This window comes from Pedobacter sp. V48 (assembly GCF_000523515.1).
GTDB lineage: Bacteria > Bacteroidota > Bacteroidia > Sphingobacteriales > Sphingobacteriaceae > Pedobacter.
On sequence record NZ_AWRU01000009.1, the window covers coordinates 155,240 to 178,592 of the forward strand.

The 23,353-nt window shown below is 38.4% G+C and carries 17 protein-coding genes and 1 pseudogene; 11 read left to right on the top strand and 7 right to left on the bottom strand.

From position 1 onward, the window contains the following. Nucleotides 1–277: 277 nt before the first annotated feature. A complete protein-coding gene (locus N824_RS10965; protein ID WP_048905194.1) occupies nt 278–2,872 on the top strand; it encodes a collagen binding domain-containing protein in 2,595 nt (864 codons plus the stop codon). Here N824_RS10965 and N824_RS10970 read toward each other — a convergent pair. Genes N824_RS10970 through N824_RS10980 form a run of 3 tightly spaced genes read right to left on the bottom strand, consistent with a single transcriptional unit; the run spans nt 2,869 to nt 5,611 of the window. Next, nucleotides 2,869–4,272, bottom strand: coding sequence for a hypothetical protein (locus tag N824_RS10970; RefSeq protein ID WP_048905195.1), 1,404 nt, complete (start codon nt 4,270–4,272; stop codon nt 2,869–2,871). The genes N824_RS10965 and N824_RS10970 overlap by 4 nt on opposite strands. Then, nucleotides 4,247–5,083, bottom strand: coding sequence for a hypothetical protein (locus N824_RS10975; RefSeq protein WP_152542173.1), 837 nt, complete (start codon nt 5,081–5,083; stop codon nt 4,247–4,249). The genes N824_RS10970 and N824_RS10975 overlap by 26 nt, the downstream gene beginning before the upstream one ends. Then, complete coding sequence (locus N824_RS10980; protein ID WP_048905197.1) at nt 5,084–5,611, bottom strand: hypothetical protein; 528 nt, start codon at nt 5,609–5,611, stop codon at nt 5,084–5,086. Nucleotides 5,612–6,147: 536 nt separating this feature from the next. Here N824_RS10980 and N824_RS31220 point away from each other — a divergent pair. The 8 genes and pseudogenes from N824_RS31220 to N824_RS11015 all read left to right on the top strand — a co-directional run bounded on the left by N824_RS31220 (nt 6,148) and on the right by N824_RS11015 (nt 14,360). After that, the gene (locus N824_RS31220; protein ID WP_161662297.1) at nt 6,148–6,285 is read left to right on the top strand and encodes a hypothetical protein; all 138 of its coding nucleotides are present in this window, start codon (nt 6,148–6,150) and stop codon (nt 6,283–6,285) included. A 261-nt stretch (nt 6,286–6,546) separates the two neighbouring features. Continuing rightward, complete coding sequence (locus N824_RS10985; protein ID WP_048905198.1) at nt 6,547–8,925, top strand: TonB-dependent receptor; 2,379 nt, start codon at nt 6,547–6,549, stop codon at nt 8,923–8,925. A gap of 22 nt (nt 8,926–8,947) precedes the next feature. Next, complete coding sequence (locus tag N824_RS10990; RefSeq protein ID WP_048905199.1) at nt 8,948–10,177, top strand: DUF4374 domain-containing protein; 1,230 nt, start codon at nt 8,948–8,950, stop codon at nt 10,175–10,177. 54 nt (nt 10,178–10,231) lie between these two features. Continuing rightward, complete coding sequence (locus N824_RS10995; protein ID WP_048905200.1) at nt 10,232–11,581, top strand: PepSY domain-containing protein; 1,350 nt, start codon at nt 10,232–10,234, stop codon at nt 11,579–11,581. 37 nt (nt 11,582–11,618) lie between these two features. Then, nucleotides 11,619–12,332: a DUF4198 domain-containing protein gene (locus tag N824_RS11000; protein ID WP_048905201.1), complete on the top strand. Its 714-nt coding sequence runs from the start codon at nt 11,619–11,621 to the stop codon at nt 12,330–12,332. Between the two features lie 157 nt (nt 12,333–12,489). Beyond that, nucleotides 12,490–13,413 carry a helix-turn-helix transcriptional regulator gene (locus N824_RS11005; protein WP_048905202.1) on the top strand — a complete coding sequence of 308 codons (924 nt, stop codon included), beginning with the start codon at nt 12,490–12,492 and terminating at the stop codon, nt 13,411–13,413. A gap of 173 nt (nt 13,414–13,586) precedes the next feature. After that, a pseudogene (locus N824_RS38330) lies at nt 13,587–13,973 on the top strand (MauE/DoxX family redox-associated membrane protein). A 78-nt stretch (nt 13,974–14,051) separates the two neighbouring features. After that, nucleotides 14,052–14,360: a hypothetical protein gene (locus N824_RS11015; RefSeq protein WP_048905204.1), complete on the top strand. Its 309-nt coding sequence runs from the start codon at nt 14,052–14,054 to the stop codon at nt 14,358–14,360. A 43-nt stretch (nt 14,361–14,403) separates the two neighbouring features. On the opposite strand, the gene N824_RS11020 is transcribed toward N824_RS11015, so the two are convergent. From N824_RS11020 to N824_RS11035, 4 genes are all read right to left on the bottom strand, one after another. After that, nucleotides 14,404–15,777 carry a RagB/SusD family nutrient uptake outer membrane protein gene (locus tag N824_RS11020; protein WP_048905205.1) on the bottom strand — a complete coding sequence of 458 codons (1,374 nt, stop codon included), beginning with the start codon at nt 15,775–15,777 and terminating at the stop codon, nt 14,404–14,406. A 16-nt stretch (nt 15,778–15,793) separates the two neighbouring features. Continuing rightward, nucleotides 15,794–19,231: a SusC/RagA family TonB-linked outer membrane protein gene (locus tag N824_RS11025; protein ID WP_048905206.1), complete on the bottom strand. Its 3,438-nt coding sequence runs from the start codon at nt 19,229–19,231 to the stop codon at nt 15,794–15,796. Then, nucleotides 19,231–20,481, bottom strand: coding sequence for a FecR family protein (locus N824_RS11030; protein ID WP_048905207.1), 1,251 nt, complete (start codon nt 20,479–20,481; stop codon nt 19,231–19,233). Before N824_RS11030 ends, N824_RS11025 begins: the two co-directional genes overlap by 1 nt. A 256-nt stretch (nt 20,482–20,737) precedes the next feature. After that, on the bottom strand, nt 20,738–21,673 hold the full coding sequence (locus tag N824_RS11035; RefSeq protein WP_235207077.1) for a LysR family transcriptional regulator: 936 nt from the start codon (nt 21,671–21,673) through the stop codon (nt 20,738–20,740). A gap of 44 nt (nt 21,674–21,717) precedes the next feature. Here N824_RS11035 and N824_RS11040 point away from each other — a divergent pair, with 44 nt between their 5' ends. Together N824_RS11040 and N824_RS11045 are read left to right on the top strand one after the other, a co-directional pair. Beyond that, complete coding sequence (locus N824_RS11040; protein ID WP_048905209.1) at nt 21,718–22,440, top strand: class I SAM-dependent methyltransferase; 723 nt, start codon at nt 21,718–21,720, stop codon at nt 22,438–22,440. Between the two features lie 70 nt (nt 22,441–22,510). Then, nucleotides 22,511–23,350 (top strand): maleylpyruvate isomerase N-terminal domain-containing protein, encoded by an 840-nt coding sequence (locus tag N824_RS11045; RefSeq protein ID WP_048905210.1) that lies wholly within the window; start codon nt 22,511–22,513, stop codon nt 23,348–23,350. Nucleotides 23,351–23,353 lie beyond the last annotated feature (3 nt).

The following is a 23,353-nucleotide window of genomic DNA, read 5'->3' on the forward strand; positions in this document are numbered from 1 at the left end:
CAAATATATCGTCTAACCTGATTTGCAACATGATCTGCAAAAAGAAAACCATAGATAAGTGTTTTAGTCTGTTAATATTCACTTGTTTTTGTTGTGCTTTTTTGTTTTGTAACCAGCTATCGCCCAGCAGACATACAATGTTCGCTATAGTTTTGAAAAAGATACTATTAAAGTAAGCGGCGGTCAAACCTTTTCTAATAAACTGATCATAGAGAACCTGTCAGATAACGCCGTTTTATTAAGTTCCGAAGCAATTAAAACACAGACACTTGCAGGTATGATTACGCTTCCTAAAAGCATTAACTTAAATGCCAAAGAGAAAAAGGCATTCCCATTGAAATACATTGCCGACAGAAAAACAATAAACAAAAACATACAAGCTTTTACTGTATCCATTAAATCAGACGATATGCAGTTAAAAATCCAGCCTGCTGTTTCTTTTTATACGCTATTAAGTGATGTGACTGGACTGGCTATCAGCACCGAGCAATCAGAATTTTACCTCAATCAGGTTACCGGTCAATCTCAGATCATGCTGTTATGTACCAACAGAGGGATAGTCCCAATTTCCTTCCGCCTGGTACTTACTGAAGTGCCAGAAGGTCTGGAGTTCACAGGCGAGAAAATGTCGTTGGTTTTGCAGCCGGGTGCTCAGCAATTGTTACCTTTTAATGCGCGGAACAAACTGAAAAATAAAATTGCTGCCGATTTTAATGTAACCATCCAGGCAGTGGATCAGGGTGGTAATCAGCTGGCGCTAAAAAGAATCAGAATCATGAGTGTCAGCAGTGTCAGAAGATATGGAGCAGGTGATAATCCATATGGCGAAAATCTGAACAATACAGCCGCTTTAAGATATATGAGCATGAGCCAGAATAGTTCATTTTATCAGATGCAGGCTAACGGAAAACTTAACTTATCCAACAATTCCGACCTCCATTATCGTTTCAATTTGGATTACTACCAGGATTTGCAAGGCATTAACCTGTACGATAGTTACCTTGACTACCAGCATAAAGACTGGGGATTAAAGATCGGCAGCATTTATGAAAATCTTGATTATGCCCTAAGTGGCAGAGGCGCTAAAGCCACCCTTAATTTCAATGAAGATAAGAGTCTAAGCATATATGGCATGCAGAACAATTATATGCTGATGAGCCAGGTAACAAACTCATTGGAAGGCCCAACTATTATTGCCGCAAACTACGCCTTTAAAACCATCGGTGATCAGCAGGGCAGGCTAACATATCTTCGCAGTCAAAATGGTTTCTTCGGTGTGAACAGCCACCAGGTAAGCGGAAAAACAGCCGTCAGGTTAAACGCCACCCAACAATTAGATCTCGAGGGTGGCTACAGTTTAGAAAAAGCAAATAACCACACAGGCAAACATGCAGCAGCTTTAGGTATAAATTACACACTTAATGCAGGTAGCTATCAATTTACCACTAACAATTATTACAGTACTTCCTATTATACCGGACTGCACAGAGGCCTTTTTCAGAGTGATAACAGAGTCGTTAAAACAATGGAAAAAAGTGTGCTTTCTGCAAGGATCAGTATTTTAAACAATTCACCGGAGTATCAGGATATTGGAAACCGCTATAGCTTTAGTGCAAACAAAAACATCATCAATGTTTACGAGGTAGGTTACAGTATCCTTATGGGGAAGATCAACCTCGATTTCAGACCTTACTTTATGGATCAATCACTTCAGGGGATGCAATTGCTTACACAGCTTAACCAGGATTTTAAATGGAGATCATCTTCAGTCAGAATGCAGGCTAACCTCAATTTTTTTAACAACAACCATAGTTTATCTATTAATGCTGATTATGGATATACCTATAAAAATACTGCTAACGAGCCAAAATCGCCATTTCATTCACTTCGTCTAAATAGCAATTATAGTAACCGTCTGTTTGGCTTTACCAGCTACATTCAGCTCAATCCTTATTATTTAAGCGATTCTTTTTCTGCAACAAAAGATGCCGACTACAAGTTGTATTCATTTGGGCCAAATACCAGCTTTACTTTGTATAGAAACAGGTTAAATGTGCAACTGGCAACATTGTATAATTATTACGGTTTTACCCAAACCAAAAATTACGCTTTGAACGGCAGTGCCAAATGGATGATAAAGGGAAACTGGGCATTAACTGCCGACTTGTTTTACAGTGTTATGAAAACAAAAGTACCATTTGACTATTACGCAATTAATTCATTCAATTCCAATACCTTTAATACCCGTCAGATTAGGGTAGGTATAGAAAAGCAGTTTTCAGGATTAAATAAAAGCAAAGGAAAGAAGCTAGAGTTAGCATACTTCGAAGATTATAACAACAACGGCACCAGAGATCCAAATGAAAAAGGTGCCGAAGACATAACCGTTAAATTAAATGAAGAAACAGCGCGGACCAATTCAAAGGGCACTGTTAAATTTTATGAGGTGAAACCTGGTAATTATACCGTTTATGTGATTAATAGTAAGAATTGGGGAATGCAGGAACCGATATCAATTATCATTACTAAAAACAAATCGATGGAGATTCCGTTGGTAAAAACTATTGTTTTAAAAGGGAAAATGCAGGTAATAGAAAAAAGCTATCAAAACATCAGTCCGATCCTTTCTGGAATACTTGTTAACGCAAAGGATGCAAGTGGAAAAATATATAAAACACTAACCGATGCTTCGGGAAATTACTCTTTTTATCTGCCTGCAGGTACATATGCCGTTTTTGTCGAAACAGAAGGTATGTCATTTAGCATCGGCAACTCCGAAAATAAAGTAGAGCTAAGTCTGGATAAACCAGATAATCAATTGAATTTTGAGATTAAAGACGAGCGGCGCAAGGTAGGAGTAACCCGTTTCTAAAGCGCCACAAAACTAAAAACTATGGTTGTACTGTAAGATCCTGCAGGTTTTCCAAGCAGCTTATTTGTTTCGCTTGCCGGAATACTATACAGTACATTTAAATTTCTGTCGATTACCGGATTTGCTGTGTTTATAAGCTGTTGCGAGGTTGTAGAGAGTGTAACTGTGTTCATCCCCGTCTGACCCACCATGGGGCCTATTCTGAGCACATTTAAGGGAATCTGATTGGCACCCGAAGTTAAGCTCGAGGTTAAAGCCCTAACATACAAATTATAGGGTGTGGTTTTACTGATTTTGAGATGGGCTGGCATTTGTTTGGAAACTCCTTGCTGATAATCACTTGCTGAAGAAAAGGCCAAAGAAACATTGGTTTGATTGGCTACAACTTCAGAAAGGTCGCTAACGGTAACTTGCAGATTACCAGAACGTGATGTTTGCAAAGTTCCGGAAGGGTAGGCCGTACTAAGTTTGTTCCAGGTAAATGTAATGGGCACAAGGTAAGTTCCAGCCTGCACAAAGCTTTGCTTAAGGTTGGCTCCGGTGATGCTAAATGCAGCGTTGAGCACCTGATTGTTATTTGTTGGGACGCCTATTCCTGTAGTGGTAGTTAGTGCCTGACTGGTGGTAGACAAATTAATGGCTGTTGCTGTACCAATTCCGGTTAATGTTCCAGATACCTGGCTAACAGCCGATGAAGGTAGCTGATTATATGGCAAACTTGTATTAAAAGTAAAAAGACTGCTGCCGGTTTGCAGGCTTAATATATACGGTACCGTATTGGATACGGATATGGTTTTTGTAACCGATAAACCATTTGTCGCACGGTAAATACTAAAACTATTTACTGGTAAATTAACGGTTCCCAATGTGGCCTGAGGGGTCATAAACGCAGGAATAGTGATGTCAAAATTAGGCGTGGCAGGTGTGATCCTGTTCGGACTAAGCACACCTGTATAAAATTGTATTGGCGTACGATATATTCCGGCAACCCAGGTGTTTGCAGCCGAGTTGATACGATAATCTACCACAAAAGCTCCTGAGGAAAGATTGGCAAGCGCAGTATACATGACCTGATATGCAGTTGTTAGTGTAACTTCTGTTGAAGAACCAAGAACAGAAAGTGAGCCAATACTTCGTATCTTTAAAAATGCCGCATTTAGTGGCACTGTTGCTGTTCCGCCTACAGTATTGGCAAAATTAGCTGTATTTGCTTTAACCTCAATAACAGGAATAAGACCTACAAGACCATTATAAGTTCCTGAACTTAAAGTTACAGTATAATTGCTGCGTGCCGTTATATTGGCCTCAGGCAATGTTACACTTATCTGAGCATTAAGTGGAGTACACACGCCCATATAAAGCAGCAAAATAAAACTAATATGTAATTTCTTTTTCAGCAACTTTTAAATCGTATTGGCTTCCCGCATCTAAAATCGCGACGGCTAAATAGTTTCCCTTCAGGTTAGCAGGTAAGTCCAGGTTTACCCATTGCTCTGCACCCGGAAGCATTGCAATGGCAATAGATTTTATAGGGATTTCTTCACCTGTATCCTTATTGGTGAGCTCAAATCTAACATACGCGTCTTTATTGATCTGTCCGGAATTTTTCACCTTTACGGCCATTTTTCGGGTACCTATCTTGCTATTACCGGCAATACCTTTATCCACAAAAGCCAGGAATTCCAGATCTCCGGCAGGTAAACCCACTGGCACATGATAAACCTGAACACCAACTTCTATAAGCACATTAACACCTACTTCGGCCTGGTTTGGTTTTTTCTTCATCTGTTCTTTAACCTGTGTAAAAAAAACCATACTATGTGTTAACCTTTTGGAGGTGTCATTCTTAGGGATTACCAGTGAGAGGTTTACTTCTTTTGTTTCTCCGGGTTTCAATCCAAAACTACCTGCTGAAAGCTGGATCCATTTTCCATTGGAATCTTTGATTTGGCCTACAGGGAAATAGCGTTTTGTTCCTGTTGAATCACGATCCCAATCCTTTATACCAGAGGTGAAGTTAAATTCATTTTTCGAATTGTTAACAAAGGTAATTGCTTGCGTAACAGTTTCGCCAGGCTCTCCTTTAAAAAGAATTCGCGAGGGACTAACGGACAAGCCCTGCCCATGCACAAAACTTATGGTAAGGATTGACAACAGTATCCAACTCAGCAAAACAATGTAATGCCTCGTTAATGAATGACAGTGAGGCATCTACAACTGTGTTGCTGTATATATAACTGTTGTAGTATACACTTCGTTAGCTTTACCCAACAAAGGAGCAGCATCCGGAATTGAATAGTTTACATTATAGGTTGCTCCGGTAGTGGCTGTTGCATCAGATACCAGTTCGCCTGGTGTCATTGATAATGGTTGCGTGGTCAGCGTTCCTCCATTTGCCGTTGCAGGATCAACACTTACCTGAACCACACTTAGCGGAACAGCGGTTTGCGCCGGATATACTGTGAATTCTGCCTGAGCTGCAACAGTTATATCGTAATTCTGATTACTGATAACCGTAAAGTGCCCAACCTTAGGTTGAGTTTGTGCTACGGTATAATCTGCAGCCGTGGCATACAGAAAGTTTACGGTAGGATCAGCACCAAGATCTATGGAGATTACTGGAGCAGTTAAATCAATATTTACGGTAACAGGCGCAGTCTGATCGGTCTGCGCGTTGGCTGTAATGCTGAATAGGCCAGCAGAAAGCACTAAGGTTGCTAATAGGGATTTGGTTTTCATCTTAGGGAGATTATGTTCAAACTATAATTAGAACATAAAAGCAGACAAAAAGTTTTTTAAAATGATAAAAAGAATCTTTTCTTTATATTTATTGCATGTGCAGTCGTCTCGACGATAGCTTTAAACCGACAAATTAAAACCTCAGCCTTTTTTAATTGGTCTAAAATTGAAGGGAAGTAACAATCATCAGATTATTTCTTGTACGTTTTCTTTTGCTATCCTTTTGCTTCCCTTTTACTGTTGTTTTGCCTGAGCAATATGGTAGTAGAATTAACGCCAGAATTAGACGATGTATTGGCCAAATCTGACTAACACTTAATATTCGTTTTTGGGTATTTTCGTATATGGAATAATGAAGTTCCTGTTAAACAAATAGTTATGGCCCGATTAAAATCTGGGATACTAGGCCCAATTACTGGGAAAACTAGCCTATCTGGTAGGCTATGAAAGACTTGGACAGTCCGTTCGAAGAATGAAACCCGAAAAGATGGGATGTTGACCTTGCATGCATTTATCCATTCAACAGAGATCAGGTAATGATGCTTGCTTATTTGCCTGCAAACAATACAGCACGCTTTGTTTTAAGCGGCGCCAGAAGAAATGCTGGAACAGATACCCTCCTCGTACACCTGGAAAACGGGGATGGGGGCAATCTAAAAGGGATGATGGTATAGAAACTTATATTGCATTTATTTCTGACGACAGGCTAAGCATTTTCAATAGTCTTTACGTAGGGAGAATTGAGGTTGGTAATTTCAAGAATATCAATCTGATAGAAAAATTTTTAACTACGAATTGATAATTATATTATAATTATGTATTACTATTTGGACTTAATCTAAATAACTCTATATTTGCAGCATAAAAATGCCACACGGTTCGGACCCGTGTGGCTACCGGCTAAGCCGGCTCACCTTTAATCGTAGTTAAAAGTCATGCAAATTAAGAAATTTTTGCTATTGGGTATACTGTGTACCTATGTTATTTTTTCAAAAGCCCAAACAACATCTTCCAGTGTTAGTGGGCAACTCAAAAGCAGCTCAGGAGAACCTGTATCTGCTGCTACCATAAAGCTTCGAAATTCCTCTTACGGAGCAACATCAGACGAAAATGGATTTTACAAAGTTACTAACGTTAAACCAGGAGACTATATTGTCGAAATCAGGGCAATAGGCTTTAAGTCTCAAAAGAAATCAATCAAAATAGGAAATGGTGATGACGTAAAATTAAATCTGGGTCTCGACGAAGATGTCAAAGAAATGGAAACGGTCCATGTAATTGGTCGGACAAAGGCTCAAGAGGTAAACAGACAGGCATTTAACGTAACCGCAATTGACGCGACTAAACTTTACAATACGACCTTAGATATTTCGGGCGCTTTGGATCGTGTTGCGGGTGTTCGGGTAAGAGAGTCGGGTGGGGTAGGTTCCAATTTTAATGTATCACTAAATGGATTTTCAGGCAATCATATTCGCTATTTTATAGATGGTATCCCGATGGACAATTTTGGATCCTCTTTCCAAATCAACAACATTCCTATAAATGTTGCCGAGCGTGTAGAGGTATATAAAGGCGTTGTACCTATGTGGTTGGGCTCTGATGCGCTGGGTGGAGCAGTGAACATTGTGACAGGAAACAGGCATCGGAATTATGTGGATGCCTCTTATTCTTATGGTTCGTTCAATACGCACCGCAGTGTTATTAATGCTGCGGCTACTTCAGAGAGTGGATTAACGGTACAGCTAAGCGCTTTTCAGAATTACTCAGATAATAATTATAAAACAGACCTTAAACTTCGGTTGCAGAATGATATGGTGCCTGAAAAAAGAGCGTCTTCGGTAAGGAGATTTAACGACACTTATCATAACGAAACGTTGATAGCAAATGTTGGTGTGGTTAATAAATCATTCGCAGATAACCTTTTGTTCGGAATAACATTAGGTCAGAACTACAAGGAAATACAAACTGCTGCCAGACCTGAAAGTGTTTATGGTCAGTTACACAGGCGTGGAAGAATCGTTATGCCATCGCTTAAATACAAAAAGACAAATTTAATTAAGGGATTGGACCTTACTGTGAACGCCAACTATAACCTCGGATATGAAAAAACAATAGATACGGCGAGAGCAGATTACGATTGGGACGGGATACGGGATCCTAAGCCTACTTTGGGTGAACGAGACGGCGGACAGCTAGCTAAATACAAAAACAATAATGGGCTTGGTACAGCCATGTTGAGCTATAAAATTTCTGACCATCATTCTGTAGCGGTGAACAACGTGTTTTCTACCTTCAATAGAAAGACTGATGACTTATTGTTTCCCGAAAAAAATGCATTAGATCCGGCAAAAAAAATGGATAAGAATGTACTTGGTTTTGGGTACGGATATGATGTAGAAAATAAGTTGAGCGTAAATCTTTTTGGAAAATACATTTATCTGAACAATGTAATTGGAAGTAGAAACGTAAATAAATCTACAGAGAAACTTGGCTATGGTATGGCCCTGGCTTACTATATTATTCCTGATTTACAACTGAGAACCTCCTATGAACTGACCAACCGGATGCCTGAAGCAAATGAAATATTTGGTGATCTGGAAAATCAGGCTGCTAGTCCGAACTTGAAACCAGAAAAGAGTGATAACCTCAATTTAGGTATTGTATATGGATTTAAGATCAATGAGGTCAATCGCTTTTCTGTAACTGCTAATGCCATTTACAGATACTCGGGTGATTTTATTTACAATAAGTTTGTTGGCGGCACAAGCGGGTCTCAGAATTTGCTCATCGCAGACAATCGTTCGGGTGTACGCACCACAGGCATAGATGGAGAAATCAGGTATTCCTATAAAAATTGGTTAAGTGCCGGTGCTACCGTTACTTATCAGAAATTAAGAAACCTTCAAAAATATGATCCTAAACCAGATGGTGGATTTTATGAGAACGAAAGCGTTGTTTACCTGGATCAGATGCCTAATATCCCTTACTTTTTTGGTAACGCAGATGTGTCTGCATCATTTAAAAATGTTTTAAGAAAAGGCAATAACCTTACAGTGGGTTACAACCTGTTATACGTTAATTCTTTTTGGCTCTATTGGCCAAGTTTAGGGAGCACAAGCGGAGATGACAAAAATGGTATACCTACACAGGTTGCCCATGATATGAATTTTGTTTATAGCATGAAAAATGGCCGCTACAATGTTTCCCTGGAAGTGAAAAACATTACTGATAAACCGGTATTTGACAATTTTAGCTTGCAGAAGCCCGGTCGCGGATTCTATTTAAACTTCAGATACTTCATTAATAAATCATAATAATCATTTTATAAAAATCAACATGAAAACAACAATTACCAAAACGCTTTCGGCTTTGGCACTTATTGCCGCTTTAAGTTCTTGCGATAAAAAAAGCGATAGAGAGGTTATCCCTGAAAATCCCGGAAATTACGTGTTAGCAGTTACACCAACTGCAATTGCAGGCGTAGCCGATTATCTGCTGACGGCCTCTAGCCTTGACGAAGGTTCTGTATCTATTATAGGTAATGGTGTTGAACAGGATGGTACTTATCGTTACTATGTAACACTTGGCAACAAGTTCTTTAGTATGCTTTACGGTCAGGGTAGTCCTGGTGCTGTTACTGTTTATGATGTTAAAAACGGTAAACTAAATAAACTAAATGATTTTACAGCTGCAACAGTTCAAGCGTTTGCTCCAGTTAATGACGACATCTTAATGGTAAAAGTATCCAGATCTTTTGCCGCAGCTGGAAGCAGTACACTGCATACCTGGTATATTGTGAATTCTAACACCAATAAGCAGACATCAGAGGGTACTATAGATGCGCTTCAACCTGCCGGAAACGGTGAAATTGCCCACTTCAGCTGGATTAAACAGGTAGGCAACAAAGTATTTGCGCCATTCTTTAGCATTAAGGGCAGAACCTTTGAAACAGATTTTCCTGATTATGCAGGTATCGCAGTATATTCTTATCCGGGAATGCAATATGAAAAGACAATTAAAGATACGAGAACTAGCTTTATCGGAAGGTATTTTACAGATGGTTTGGGGCAGGTTGAGAATGGAGATTTGTACGCATTCTCTAGTTCAGTAGCAGTTAATGGCGGTGCACTTACTTCAACTAAGCCTTCTTCAATTACCCGCATCAAAGCTGGTACTACAGAATTTGATCAAAGCTACCTGATGAATTTTGAAACTGCGTCTAATGGTTACGTGATCACCAACTGGTTATATATTGGACAAAACAAGTTTATTGCCAACATGGAGACTAAGACGACAAAAGGTGCTTATGTTACCGGTAAGACTTTGGCAGTTGTAGATGTAGTTAACCAAACTGTGTCGGCTGTAACTGGTTTCCCTGAACCTGCTACCATTGTAGATGTAACTGATAATAACTATAGCCCTAAAGATGGTAAAACTGGCTACATCGGTGTGAACTTAAAAGACGGTACTACATGGGTTTACAAAATCGATGCTTCAACCAATAAAGCAACCAGAGGGCTTAAAGTAGAAGGTGGTTTGATCACTGCAATTCAACACCTGCAATAATTAACCCTACAACATACCAATTACATTAAAATATACACCTAACAAATTAGAACAATGATAACCGGAAATAAAACTTCACCACCGAAAAAGAAGAGCAAGGATTCTCTTTTTAACAGGATTAACAAATGGCTGCATCTCTGGTTGGGCCTGGTTTCGGGTATCATTGTTCTGATTGTTTGTATTACAGGATGCATATGGGTGTTTAATGAAGAAATAACAGGATTGTTGGAGCCCGAAACTAAAGTGGAGTGGCAGAACAAACCCGTGCTTAAACCTTCGCAGCTGACGGATATTGCGGCGAAATTGTATGCAGATAAAGTTCCTGCTTATGCCAACTATCACCAGGGTGAGGTAATTAACCTTAGTCTGAGAGATAAGGTTGAAAAACGTGGACGTCGTGGTGGAGGCGGACGTAGGGGCGGAGGAGTATTGCTGAAAGTTAATCCTTATACCGGAGAGGTGATTAGTAAAGAGGTACGCAAACCGGGCGAGACAGATTTTTTTAGATTTATACTGAACGGTCACCGCTTTTTATGGATGCCTTATGAGGTAGGAAGACCAATTGTGAATTATGGAACAATGATTTTTGTATTGCTGCTTATTACCGGGCTGATATGGTGGTACCCTAAGAAGTGGAACAAGTCTACCCGCGATAAAAGCTTTAAGATTAAATGGGGTGCCTCGTTTAAACGGGTAAATCTGGATTTGCATAATGTACTGGGATTTTATTCATTGCTGTTTTTGCTGGCCATTGCGCTATCAGGAATGGTTTATGGAATAAAATGGTACAGCGAAGGCCTTTATTGGGTAACTACAGCTGGCGAAAAACTGCCGGAATATAGAAGAATGGAGTCGGATTCTCTGCAGGCTGGTAAGTTTTATACTCCGGTGCAAGCAATGGATGCGGCATGGACAAAAGTAATTGCCAAGCACCCTAAGTCTACTGGTTTCTATTACAGTTTCCCGGATACCAAACTAGCTAAGGCAACCATCGACATTACGGTTTATCCTACTGTCGGACAGTATTACAATAGTCAGGGCTATTCTTTCGATCAACATACCTTAAAAGAGCTTAAGCGTAAGGATTCTTATTCTGTTCCTTATAATGAGGCTTCGGTTGGACAGAAACTCCGCAAGATGAACTACGACATTCATGTGGGCAGTATCCTGGGCTTTCCGGGTAAGGTATTGGCATTTCTGGCTTCTCTGATTGGTGCAAGTTTACCGATCACCGGTTTCCTGATCTGGTATGGCCGTAAGTTCAAAAAGAAGAAGGGAAAGGCTGATTCCGGTACCGCAAGCGCTGTAAATCTTTCTGATAAACCTGCAGTAAAACCTAAATTAAAAGTGATAACTAAGGAGCAGGAGCCGGTATTGGCTGCTAACTCTGTATCAACTCAGTAAATACTATTCATTTCCTTAAAACCTTAATAACAAAACGATGAAGAAAATAACTTTTTTAGTGCTGACCTTGTTGCTCAGCTTTGTAACCACCAGTATTTTTGCTCATGCCCTGTGGATCGAAACAGCGGCATCTGGTAAAGTAGGACAAAAACAATCGGTTAAAGTATTCTATGGTGAGTATGTGGCCAATGAGCGCGACAGTGTAGCTAAATGGTATTCGGATGTAAAGGAATTTTCACTTTGGCTGGTAGGGCCAGATCAAAAGAAAACTCAGTTGACCCTAACTCCTGGTGCAAACCATTTTGAGGGTACTTTTACACCGGATCAGAATGGGGCTTATACTGTTGTAGTGAGTCACGAAGCCCGGGAACTTGGTGGAGCCACAAAATATCATTTCTTATCTAGTGCTGATGTTATTGTAGGAAAAGCATTGCCAGCTGCAGTTCAAAATCCAAACGTATTGAAACTGCATGTAGAGGGTGCTTCGGCTGCAAAAATCAATAAATCACTTCAATTGAAGGCTTTCCTTAATGATGCTGCTGCAAAAGGAAAAACGGTATCTGTATTTTCTCCTAATGGCTGGTCAAGAGAATTGACTACCGATGATAGTGGTGCAGCAGAGTTTACGCCTTTATGGAAAGGCAGGTATGTAGTTGAAGTGAGCGACATGGATAAAACTCCGGGCCAGCACAATGGTAAAGATTATAAAGCTACCTGGAAGGGTGCTACTTATAGCTTCGAGATCAATTAGCTTTCTTAAAAATGGGACAGATCAGGAATTCTCTTATTTGTCCCTTCACTTTGCCATATTTTCTTTAGGTCTCAAGGTTTTGACTGGACTTTAAACATAAATAGACTGTTGTAGATAAATATTGCTACAACTTTACAGCTTAACAAAGCTGTAGACAATGCATTCAATCCTCAAGTTCCAATCTGCTTTTGCAGAATCGGAAATCCTTACCTTTAATACACTCCCTCATTTTTGTACTACTGCACTGCACATGGGGCAGGCCCGAAAATTTAATCTAATTGAAGGGGAGGTGTTACTTCAATCTATAAATCATTATCTGGCGCATGTTGAATTGTTTGAATATTCGCTTAGACAGGATGCAAGCATAGATTTTTTAATAAGTGAGCCCTCTTTTCTTATGTACGTTGTACAACATAAAAGCGCTTGTTTTTTATGTTATCGGCCCGCGGGGGAATACCATAAAGTTATACCTGCCGGAATACATAAGATTTTAGTAATTACATTCAGGCTCGATTGGCTGATTTATAAAAGCAAAAAATTAACCGCTTTAAAACCACTGATAGCCTGTTTTAATGAATCAGACAACAGGTATGTTAATCTGCCGGCTTTCGGTATGTCTACCAGCATTTTCAATTTACTAATTAAAATGGATGTTAAAACCAATGATTTAGCTATGGATGCAGATTTCTATAATTTTATCAATAGCTGTATCAATAAATATTATAAGCGGCTTGTTGGTGGCGATATTACTAGTGTTTATTACCAGAAAAAAGCCAGTGCTATTGCCGAGTTCATTAAAAAAAACTTTGCCACTGAACTGGTAGATGATTTGGCTGATCTTGCTGCAAGGTTTATGATGTCGGAGCGGAATCTGATGCGTTTATCAAAAATGGCTTTCGGTATTCCTTTGCATGCGCAGGTCATTAAAATCAGGATGTATTATGGGGTAAAGTATCTGCTTACAACAAATAAACCCATTCGCGAAATAGCGGGATTAGTGGGGTACAAAGATCCGCATTATTTTAGTAGCGCATTTAAAAAATGCTTTGGAGTATCACCTAAATTTCTGATTCAGGGGTGAAATCCTGCCAGAGTATGTCTTAAATATTTTGGCGGGATTTCATATTTTTTTAAAAACAAATGAGCTGCATTTTTGGGCCATTGAAACACATAATTGTAAACCATGCAGACAACATTCTWTANCYCAMCNANNAAAKKYKATTTAKCYRSTRWAGNMAGANWWATKRKKKTWGNATGNCTNATTNTKTANTTNTGATTNTTGYYTWSYYWRTGYMKMYYKYTKMAWGYWRWTYATTTKYWAWKYKTTMATTTWMNTNKASACTGKSTWWATNNNNTTTAATTGGTGAGTATAGTAAATTGGTTGCATGGGGTATTCCGATAACTGAACTGGTTATTGGTATGTTGTTAATTTTTGCTCCTATTAGAAAATGGGGTTTGTATGCCTCATTTGTACTTATGATTTTGTTTACCCTGTATCTGTTATATATGGTCTTTTCTGGCAGCAGGTTGCCCTGCCATTGTGGTGGAGTGATTAGTACAATGACATGGCAGCAGCACATCTGGTTTAATCTGGGGTTTGTGTTACTGGCATTTACGGGGATTTTTCTTTACAGAAAATAAAGACTTTACGCGCGTAAAACAGGTAATTGCTGTAGCCTGTTAAAATAAACACAGTSYCAKWARAYTMAMACYTTAAAAATGAACAACATTAAAAAAGCGGCACTGGGTGTGTTAATAGGAGGTTTTGCATTTGGCTTCAGTGCATTCACAACAATTAAAAGGACTAATATAGTGCTATATTATAAAACGGACATGACGTATCCTCTGCCTAGTGATCCAAGAGGTTATTTTTATTATTCAGGTGATAGATGTGAGTCTTCTGGCTCAATGTGTTCTGCACAGTGGGAAATAGGATCTAATTCTAAACCTGTTTTTGATGGAACACCTTTGCCAGAGTTAGGTAAGTTTTTCATATCCGGTTCTGCTACAACGGGCCATTTTGAATAATAAATAAGTTAGGGGTGCTACCTGCCCCTGCTTAACTAATTTGTTATCTGTCATTTTGCTGTATTCCAGTTAGACTCAATTCATTTTCATCAATAGGAAAAATATACCGTTTATCATTTGGAAGTAACCTATAAGTTTGATTATTTAATACTCTTGTAAGGGTAGTCGAAAATCTATTGTCTCTGTTTAAGCGCCTCAGATCCTGCCATCTAAGTCCTCTGAATACTAATTCCTTTCTGCGCTCATTTACAATATAGTTTAATACCTGCTCTGCATTATTGGCGTTAATATCTCTGTATTTGCGGTTATATCTGTTCCATAAAAGGTGGTTCAAGTCTGCTAGTGCAATAGCAATTTTGCCATCTCTGGCATTAGATTCTGCACGGATCAAAAAAAGCTCATCAGTGGCTAAACCGCCAAACAAGTTTTTGTCACCATTGTAGCTGCCTTTATAAGTTTTGGTCCCATTAGGGTTATCTTTAAAGAAAACTGTACGTCGATAATCTCCCTCTGCATAAGCATCAACTAGTGCAGGTTCAACAATTAACCTTGAAATATTGAAAATCCCGTAGGTAAAGGTACTTTGGAATATCACCTCAGGATTGAATCTTTGGATAGGGTTGGCTGCATCAGGATTCAGCGTTGCATAGTCAATGAGATCTGACTGGATTTGTAGCGCCGAGTCGGCATATAAACCAGCCGGCTCATAATCTTCCATAGCCAAATAAGTCCTGGCCAATAATGCAAAAGCAGCCTGCCTGGATGGTCTTGTTTTAAACAATGGTGTAGTGCCCAATAAAGGGATAGCTGATTTTAGATCTTTAGTAATTTGATCGTAAGTCTGTTGAAGAGTGGAGCGCTTTAGTTGTATGTTCACATTGTAGTCGAGCCTCAAAGGTAATCCCTGTGCTGATTTTGCGGTAGTCTTTATATAGGCCTGGCAATATTCCTGGGCAAGGTTAAAAAAGTCGAAAGCACGAAAGAATAAGGCACTGCCATGTATATTATTCCATTCATCTTGTCGAGCAGTAGGCGCTTTTATTTTTTCTATACCATCCAGAATAACATTAGAATTTAGGATTCGTCTGTAAGAATTTTCCCAATCTGTACTCGGTTCTGCACCATAAAAGTTAGCTGTGGGAGCCCAGATATAAGCTGATTTTTCCTGAACAGTGAAAAGCGATTGCCATGACGAGTAAAGGATGTAAAAATCGCCAGAGGCAATTTCAGCCAAACTACAGGCTTGTGCGCTATTAAAAGTCAGAGTGGAATTGTCTAATAAGGCCTGAAAATCTTCAAGGGTTTTTGGTACAACCATTGCTTGGTCGGGGTTAGCCTCCAGCCAGCCTTTCTTACAAGAAGAGAATGATACCATCAAAAGTATGGTGATAGATAGCACTATTTTATTTATTTTCATATCGCTCTAAATTCATTTAAAAATTAACCTTTAGCCCAATAGCAAAGCTTTTTGCAATTTGATTCGAATATCGATCTCCTGTTGACGGGACAAGATCTGGATCCAATCTAAAATCATTTGCTTTCCAGATAATTCCAAGATTATTGACATAAAAATAAAGTTGTAATTGCTTTACAGGTATGTTTTTCCAGTTGCTTGGATCAAAGTCAAAACTAATGCTTACATCCTGTAACCGAATGTGATCACCCCGTGCTATTGTGGCCGATGAACTACTATAAAATTTGTCTCGAGAACCATCTTCACCAAAACTTCCCATTGATGGAATATTGGTAGTGGCCTCATCTCCACTTTTCTGCCAGCGATTTTCAAAATCAGCACTCATGTATGAAATAGTGTTTGTGTTATACAGATTGTAATACTCTATTGTTGGTTTTCTGAAATAATAGCCAAACTTATAGCTGATGTTGAATGCTAATGTGAATTTTTGAAAAGAAAAAACATTGTTTAAGCCTCCAAAAACAGTAGGCATTGCCCGGCCATTATACTCAATGTCTTCTATTGTGCTGTTAAGGATGGTTTTGTAGTCTTTACTAACCTGGCCATTTACATAGCCTCTGGGATCGCCATTTAACGGATCTAATCCCGCCCACTTGTAACTGTAAATTCCATATACAGGTCTGTTTAATATCGGGATACTGCTGTAGGTTCCAACATAGTAGATACTGGCAGGCTGAACAGCATGATAATCTGTAACCCAGTCATGTACGGCTGAGAGTATAAAGCTTGTTGTCCAGCCCAGTTTTCCTTTTAAATTTTGTGAATTTAGGGAGATATCCAATCCTTTTGTTTTCAGTTTCGAGTAGTTTCCTCTTAAGACTTTGATACCGCTATTTGAAGCGAAAGCCTTGTCGCCCAGTATATCAGAGCCATTTTTGATATAATATTCCACTTTTCCACTAATTGCGGAATTTCTCAGTCCAAACTCAATTCCAACATTCGCAATAGCTACCTTTTCCCATTTAAGTTCAGGATTACCAATATTGATAATGTTTGCGTAAGGCAGGCCGGTGTATGTAGCGCCTGAAATGCCGTACCTCAATGTAGTAATTCCTGTGTTTGATTTATCAAGATTACCATTATACCCGTATGACGCCCTGAATTTTAAAACAGGCAACCAGCTTAACTTATAAAAATCTTCTCTGTCAACATTCCACAGTGCTCCGGCAGACCATAATGGAACATATTTTTGATTGGTTTTTATGCCAAAATAATTGGAGCCATCAGCCCGTGCACTTGCTGATAGGGTATATCTGCCATCATAAGTGTAAGCTGCATTAATATATGAGGAGCGCATTCTATTTGTTCTTTTAAAAAAGCGATAGCTAGTTCCGATTTGTCCTGATCCTAAAGGGTTTAGGTTAAAATAACCTGTAGTGTCCACTGCTATTGATTTCCCTGAATTTGGATCATACCCATATTTAGTTTGACTGTTCCGGTCTGATACAGATTCCGAAATTTCATAACCCATAATGGCTGAAATGGAATTTTTTTGCCACCGCTTCTCATAGTTTAACTGGGTTCGTAAGTTATTAGAAGAGGCTTTTCCATTATTTGTAGAAAGAACTCCCCCCAAAGGAATATTGTAACCACTAACTTTACCTGAAGTTAAAATAGAATATTGATTGATAAGGTTTCTGATGTGAAAGGTTTCGATACCGCTGTATTGTGAAGCCCTACTATCAAACTCCTGATATTGGTATTTTATAGTTGCGCTTAAGCCTGTAATGATAGTGTAGGTTAACCCTCCGTTTAATCGTAGGTTATTATCCTTTATGGTACGTAGCGATTTACCCAATTCGTTTAGGGGTACATATGACCAATCTAAAAATCCTTTATCGAGTGCCTCTTTTCTAAAATCTGCATTGAAATCATGATCGAGGACAGTATTCCGACCATTTACATCTCTAAATTGATAATAAGGGGTAGTATGAAATGATATTTCGCTTAAGGTGCTATCTATGTTTGAAGTTAATTTTGAATAATACACGCCTAGTTCCAGCTCAAGGTTTTTAACAGGACGAAGGGTATTTTGGCTATTTATAGTGATCCTGCGGTTATTATTAGCGATCAGGGTCGCATCAGTTTTGTCGTATCCGGCAGAGAAATAATGATTTGTTTTTGCTGTTCCTCCACTTAATGACATAGCATATTGCTGCGAAACAGCCTTCCTGTAAAAATATTTTATTTCATCGTTTCTCAGGTCTTTACTTCTTAGAACATTTAACTGCCTTGTGGTTTCATCGGCAGATTGACCCATCCGTTGTTTATTTAGGATTTGTACAACAGGAGAAACTGCGATATAGTTGTGCGGGTCAGCTAATATTTTATCATATTTTCCATGGTCGAATAAAAAAGTTTCTACATCAATATAATCAGAGGAGGATAAATAGTTTGGATTATAAGAAAGATTGGGCTTGCCGGCAATGGTAACATTTGAATTTACAGATACGCTTAAGGGCTGTTTGTTTTTACCTCTTTTGGTAGTAATTACAATCACCCCATTTCCTGCCCTAACACCCCATATAGATGCAGCTGCGGCATCTTTTAAAACTGTAATTGTGTCGATATCGTTTGGGTTGATGAAATTGAAGTCTCCATCAAAAGGAAAGTTATCCAAAATGATCAGGGGTTGATCGTTTGCAAAAATGGTGCTCCGGCCGCGAACCGACAAATCAAGGGCACCAGAATTGGCTCTAACTGTATTCCTATTAAATAATAGACCACTGGTAATGCCCTCTAGTCTCGATAATACATCAGGGCTTACCTTGCGTGCAAATTGCATACTATCTACCAATGCAAAACTTCCTGTGGCACGTTGTTTTGGTATTTTTTGATAACCTGTACTTACTACTTCTACTTCCTTTAGCAGATCGTTATTTAAAGATAAGCTAACCTTTTCCATTTTGGCTAAAGCCTTTATTTCCTTGTTTTGACAGCCCACGTAAGAAATAATCAGTGTGGCTCCGGTATCTACTCGCTTTAGTAAGTATTGGCCCTTAGCATCGGTAACAGTTATTTTGTTTTCTCCTTTAACACTGACACTTGCACCTTCCAGTAATTGATTCTGCTCATTTATTACTATACCATGTACATCAATAATCGGAGAGGAATTTATGATGATCATTTTTTTTGAAATGATGTAAGTAAGCGGGAGGCCTGATAAAATACGGTTCATGACCTGGGGCAAACTTACATTTTGAAAATCTGCATCGATCCGTTGATCTACGTTTAGTTTTTGCTCATTCCAGATTACCTGATAGTCAGTCTGCCTGGTTATTTCTTTAAAGACTTGAACAAGAGTGATTTTTTTCTTTACGAAATTCAGCTTTTGAGCCGTTACTGATGTGCTGAGCAAGCACAGTATTGATAGTATGAATACTGAATTTAACTTCATTATTGGGTTATAATAATTTTTTTGCCTTGGATTTTAAAGTGTGCATCGCTGGCAAGTTCAAGCGTTGTTAGTATAACAGAAAACTGCTCGGATCTGGTAAATGAGCCTCCCAAAATTTCTTTGCCTATCTGATTGTTTTGATACACGATTTCAATATCGTACCATCTGGCCACTTTACGCATGATACTTTCCAAAGACTCATTTCGGAATGCGAATTTGCCATCTTTCCAGGCAATAGCACCACTGGTATCAACTTGGTTAATCTCTATAGGCTTGTTGTTGGTAAAAGTAGATTGCTGGCCGGGTTTGAGCACTACGTCATCTCGAGTGTTCATGTCACCCTGACGTAGGTCAGGATCTCGCAACAGCTTGGCGGATTTGCTAGTGCGAGATCCTGAGATAAACTCAGCATGACGAACGGCAACTGAGCCTTCTAAAAGCGTGGTCTTTATGATACCTTCATCGGCATAATTGCTAATGTTGAAATGGGTACCTAATACCTCTACCAGCTGTTCATTTGATACTACTATGAATGGATGGGTTTTATTTTTGGCTACCTCAAAATAAGCCTCACCACTTAATTCAATCTTACGCTGAGTTGTGCCTGCAAAACTTGATGGAAACTTTAAACTGGAAGCTGCATTTAGCCAAACCCTGGTGCCATCAGGTAGGGTGATTTGGTATTGCCCGCCCCGAGGCGTGGCAACTGTTATTTTTTCTGTGCTATTCAAGAGATCTCTCCTGTCGCCGAGATGACGGGGGCTGGTTTGAGAAGATGCCGAATTGTTAGAGATGACCGCAGTGTTATCGTTGTACTTTAAACTTGAGCCATCAACTACTACACCGGTCTTTGCTTGGCTTAAGTGTATGGTTTTGCCATTGGCAAAAGTTAATGTTGCCTTGTTTGAGCCTGGAAGAATATCGTTTTTAGCAAGTGGAAGGTTAACGTTGTTCTGCAAAGGGCCATGATGTTTGCCCTGAGGACTGTTAAAAAACATCCACATTAACCCTAAAATTGCAAAAGCTAGTACAGCTACGCGAATGAGTACATCTGATAATTTTTTGGGTCTACTGCTTTGTTCTCTAATCCTCATCAGCGCAGTTCCCAAATCAAAATTTAATTTATGGAAGTATATATTCTTTCCGTTATCCAGATGATTTAAAAAATCTGTGATTTCGTCTTTAGAAATGTCGGCAATAAAGCGATTACCTTCATAAACGGGCAAAATATCTACATCATTTTCACGCATTATAGATAGCGCCTCAAAAACCAATTGTTTTGAATCTAGTTTAATAATATACAGTTTAGTTATCTCTATTTGTCTTATCCCATAAAGCTGATTGCCAACGGTAGTCGCTCTCTTTAGGGATTAAAGAAACAAATAATAATTCAATTAAAACGTGAACATAAACTACAGTATCTAAAGAATATCAAAAAATGTTATTTGACGACTAAATATTAAAGATATGCGAAATATCTATAGTTAGAAAAAATCTGATTGAAGGTTAGTTATTTGTATTACTGTAATTATCAATAAACCATTTTAATGCAGGATTTCTATTGGTTTGTTTGTAAGCTACAACAACTTCGGTATTTACAGGAATATTTTCCAACTCAATAAATGAAACTTCTAAATATCCATATTGTTTTTTGAGCGATAGGGGTAATATAGATACACCAAGTCCTGCTTCTACTAATTGTAATATAGAGTGGACATTATTAGCTTCATGCGTAATATCGGGCGTAAATTGCATCCGTTTACAAATTTCAATTAATTTATTGTTATAGTGAGGTGCAAATTCTTTATTAAAAAAAATAAATGGGCTCTTTTTTAAAAAGTCGGCCAGGTCCTTAATTGTGCTGAACTTTTTTGCTGAAGAGGGAATAACAACTACAAAAGGATCAAAAAATAAGGTTTTAATAATTAATTTTTCGGAAAGAATAGGTGCCCTTAAAATACCTACATCTAATTTCCCTTGCTCCAATGCTTCAATTTGGGTTATTGTTGGCAGTTCAAATAAACCTGTTTTTATATACGGGAATTCTTCGCGCATTGCCTTTAAAATTTCTGCCAGATAGGATTGATAGACCGAACTTATATACCCGATTTTTAATTCTCCGCTAAGGCTTAAATGGATTTGCCGAACTATATTTTTACTTTCTTCCAGTCTTGCAAAAATAGCATCCACTTCAGTTTTGAAATACTTTCCAGCATCTGTTAAAGCAACGCGTTTGTTGTCGCGCGTAAATAACTGCACCTCTAATTCCTCTTCCAATTCTTTAATCTGACGACTTAATGGAGGCTGAGAAATAAAAAGTTTTGTCGCAGCTTTTGTAAAATGCAATTCTTCTGCAACAGTTTTAAAATATAAAAGATGTCTGAGTTCCATATTTATAATACCTATTGAGTATCGTGAATTGATAAAATTGATATTTTTCAAATATGGTAAAAGGAGCTAGGTTTGACAAATGAAAAATTTAAGATATGAAAACAGAGTATTTAAAAAAGGCTACGAACGACGAGATTAAGGAAAGGTTTGATAATGATGTTGAACGCTTTTCAAATCTTGAAGTGGGACAGCAAACAACCATTGATGCTCCACTTACCATGGAATTATGTACAGAGGCAGCAAAATATATTAATCCAGATGCAAAAGAATTACTGGATATAGGTTGTGGTGCAGGTAATTATACCTTAAAAATGCTAAGCAAAATCCCTGAATTGAATTGTACACTGAATGATTTGAGCATGCCAATGTTAGAACGGGCAAAAGAAAGGGTATCTGCAAAAACTAATGGTAAGGTAAATGTGATACAAGATGATATGCGTAATCTTGATTTACCGGATAATCACTTTGATGTCGTATTGGCTGCCGCCACATTCCATCATTTACGTACTGATGCCGACTGGGAACTTGTCTTTACTAAATTATACATTGCATTGAAACCAGGTGGTAGTATTTGGATTTCTGACTTAATTACCCATGACTCTGAATTGATAAATAAGCTTTTTCAGGATAATTATAGGGCATACCTTGAAACTTTGGGCGGACCTGAATATGCACAAAAAGTATTTGATTATATTGCTTACGAGGATACACCGCGTTCCTTAAGCTATCAGCTCGCTTTGTTAAGTAAAGTTGGGTTCAAAGAGATTGAAATACTGCATAAGAATTCTTATTTTGCAGCATTTGGAGCAATAAAGTAAGGTCAATGAACAATAAATTTCTGGAATTCATTATTTATATCACTTCCGAAAGAAAAACGTTTGTTATTTTATGACAACCCAGACGAAAATTCCTATTGATGTAGTTCATTTGCTACCTGTTCTTGATAAGAAACTACTTGATTTACTGAAATCACTTGAACCTGGTGATTGGCAAAAACAAACTATTGCAAAACTTTGGACAGTTAAAGATGTTGTTGCACATTTACTAGACGGCAATATTCGAGTGCTTTCCATTCTCCGTGATCATCATTTCGGTGAACATCCTGATGGAAATTCCTATCAGGATTTAGTTGATTTCCTGAATCGACTAAATGCTGACTGGGTAAAAGCTATGAAAAGAGTAAGTCCGCAAATGCTTATTTTTCTTCTTGAAATAACTGGTCAGCAATTTTGTGACTATCTTAAATCTTTAAGTCCTTTGGATAAATCGGTTTTAGCAGTTGGCTGGACCGGTGAATCGGAAAGCAAAAACTGGACAGAAATAGCGCGTCAATACACAGAAAAGTGGTTGCATCAACAGCAAATAAGAGCTGCTGTAAATAAACCGGATTTAATAACGCTTGAATTTTATTATCCTTTTATTGATATTTTTATGCTTGCTCTTCCATATACTTACAGGTCAATAACCGCAGATGATGGGACAATTGTAAAGGTTACTGTTACAACAGACGTTGGCGGTTCATGGTATTTGCTAAGAATTGATAATAAATGGCTATTAACGAAAAACAGAACAGAGGCAGCGACAACTGAAATTATTATTGATCCTGAAACGTCGTGGAAGCTATTTTCAAAAAGCTTGCAGCCAGAACAAGTGAAAGATAAAGTGAAAATTATTGGTAATCAGGAGCTTGGGTTGACTGCACTGACAATGCTTTCTGTTATGGCTTAAGGA

Excerpts from the sequence above, each read along its gene's own strand:
- N824_RS10965 (WP_048905194.1), top strand. The coding sequence starts at position 278 with ATGATTACGCTTCCTAAAAGCATTAACTTAAATGCCAAAGAGAAAAAG.
- N824_RS10975 (WP_152542173.1), bottom strand. The coding sequence starts at position 5,083 with ATGCCTCACTGTCATTCATTAACGAGGCATTACATTGTTTTGCTGAGT.
- N824_RS10980 (WP_048905197.1), bottom strand. The coding sequence starts at position 5,611 with ATGAAAACCAAATCCCTATTAGCAACCTTAGTGCTTTCTGCTGGCCTA.
- N824_RS31220 (WP_161662297.1), top strand. The coding sequence starts at position 6,148 with ATGATGCTTGCTTATTTGCCTGCAAACAATACAGCACGCTTTGTTTTA.
- N824_RS10985 (WP_048905198.1), top strand. The coding sequence starts at position 6,547 with ATGCAAATTAAGAAATTTTTGCTATTGGGTATACTGTGTACCTATGTT.
- N824_RS10990 (WP_048905199.1), top strand. The coding sequence starts at position 8,948 with ATGAAAACAACAATTACCAAAACGCTTTCGGCTTTGGCACTTATTGCC.
- N824_RS10995 (WP_048905200.1), top strand. The coding sequence starts at position 10,232 with ATGATAACCGGAAATAAAACTTCACCACCGAAAAAGAAGAGCAAGGAT.
- N824_RS11000 (WP_048905201.1), top strand. The coding sequence starts at position 11,619 with ATGAAGAAAATAACTTTTTTAGTGCTGACCTTGTTGCTCAGCTTTGTA.
- N824_RS11005 (WP_048905202.1), top strand. The coding sequence starts at position 12,490 with ATGCATTCAATCCTCAAGTTCCAATCTGCTTTTGCAGAATCGGAAATC.
- N824_RS11015 (WP_048905204.1), top strand. The coding sequence starts at position 14,052 with ATGAACAACATTAAAAAAGCGGCACTGGGTGTGTTAATAGGAGGTTTT.
- N824_RS11020 (WP_048905205.1), bottom strand. The coding sequence starts at position 15,777 with ATGAAAATAAATAAAATAGTGCTATCTATCACCATACTTTTGATGGTA.
- N824_RS11025 (WP_048905206.1), bottom strand. The coding sequence starts at position 19,231 with ATGAAGTTAAATTCAGTATTCATACTATCAATACTGTGCTTGCTCAGC.
- N824_RS11030 (WP_048905207.1), bottom strand. The coding sequence starts at position 20,481 with ATGCGTGAAAATGATGTAGATATTTTGCCCGTTTATGAAGGTAATCGC.
- N824_RS11040 (WP_048905209.1), top strand. The coding sequence starts at position 21,718 with ATGAAAACAGAGTATTTAAAAAAGGCTACGAACGACGAGATTAAGGAA.
- N824_RS11045 (WP_048905210.1), top strand. The coding sequence starts at position 22,511 with ATGACAACCCAGACGAAAATTCCTATTGATGTAGTTCATTTGCTACCT.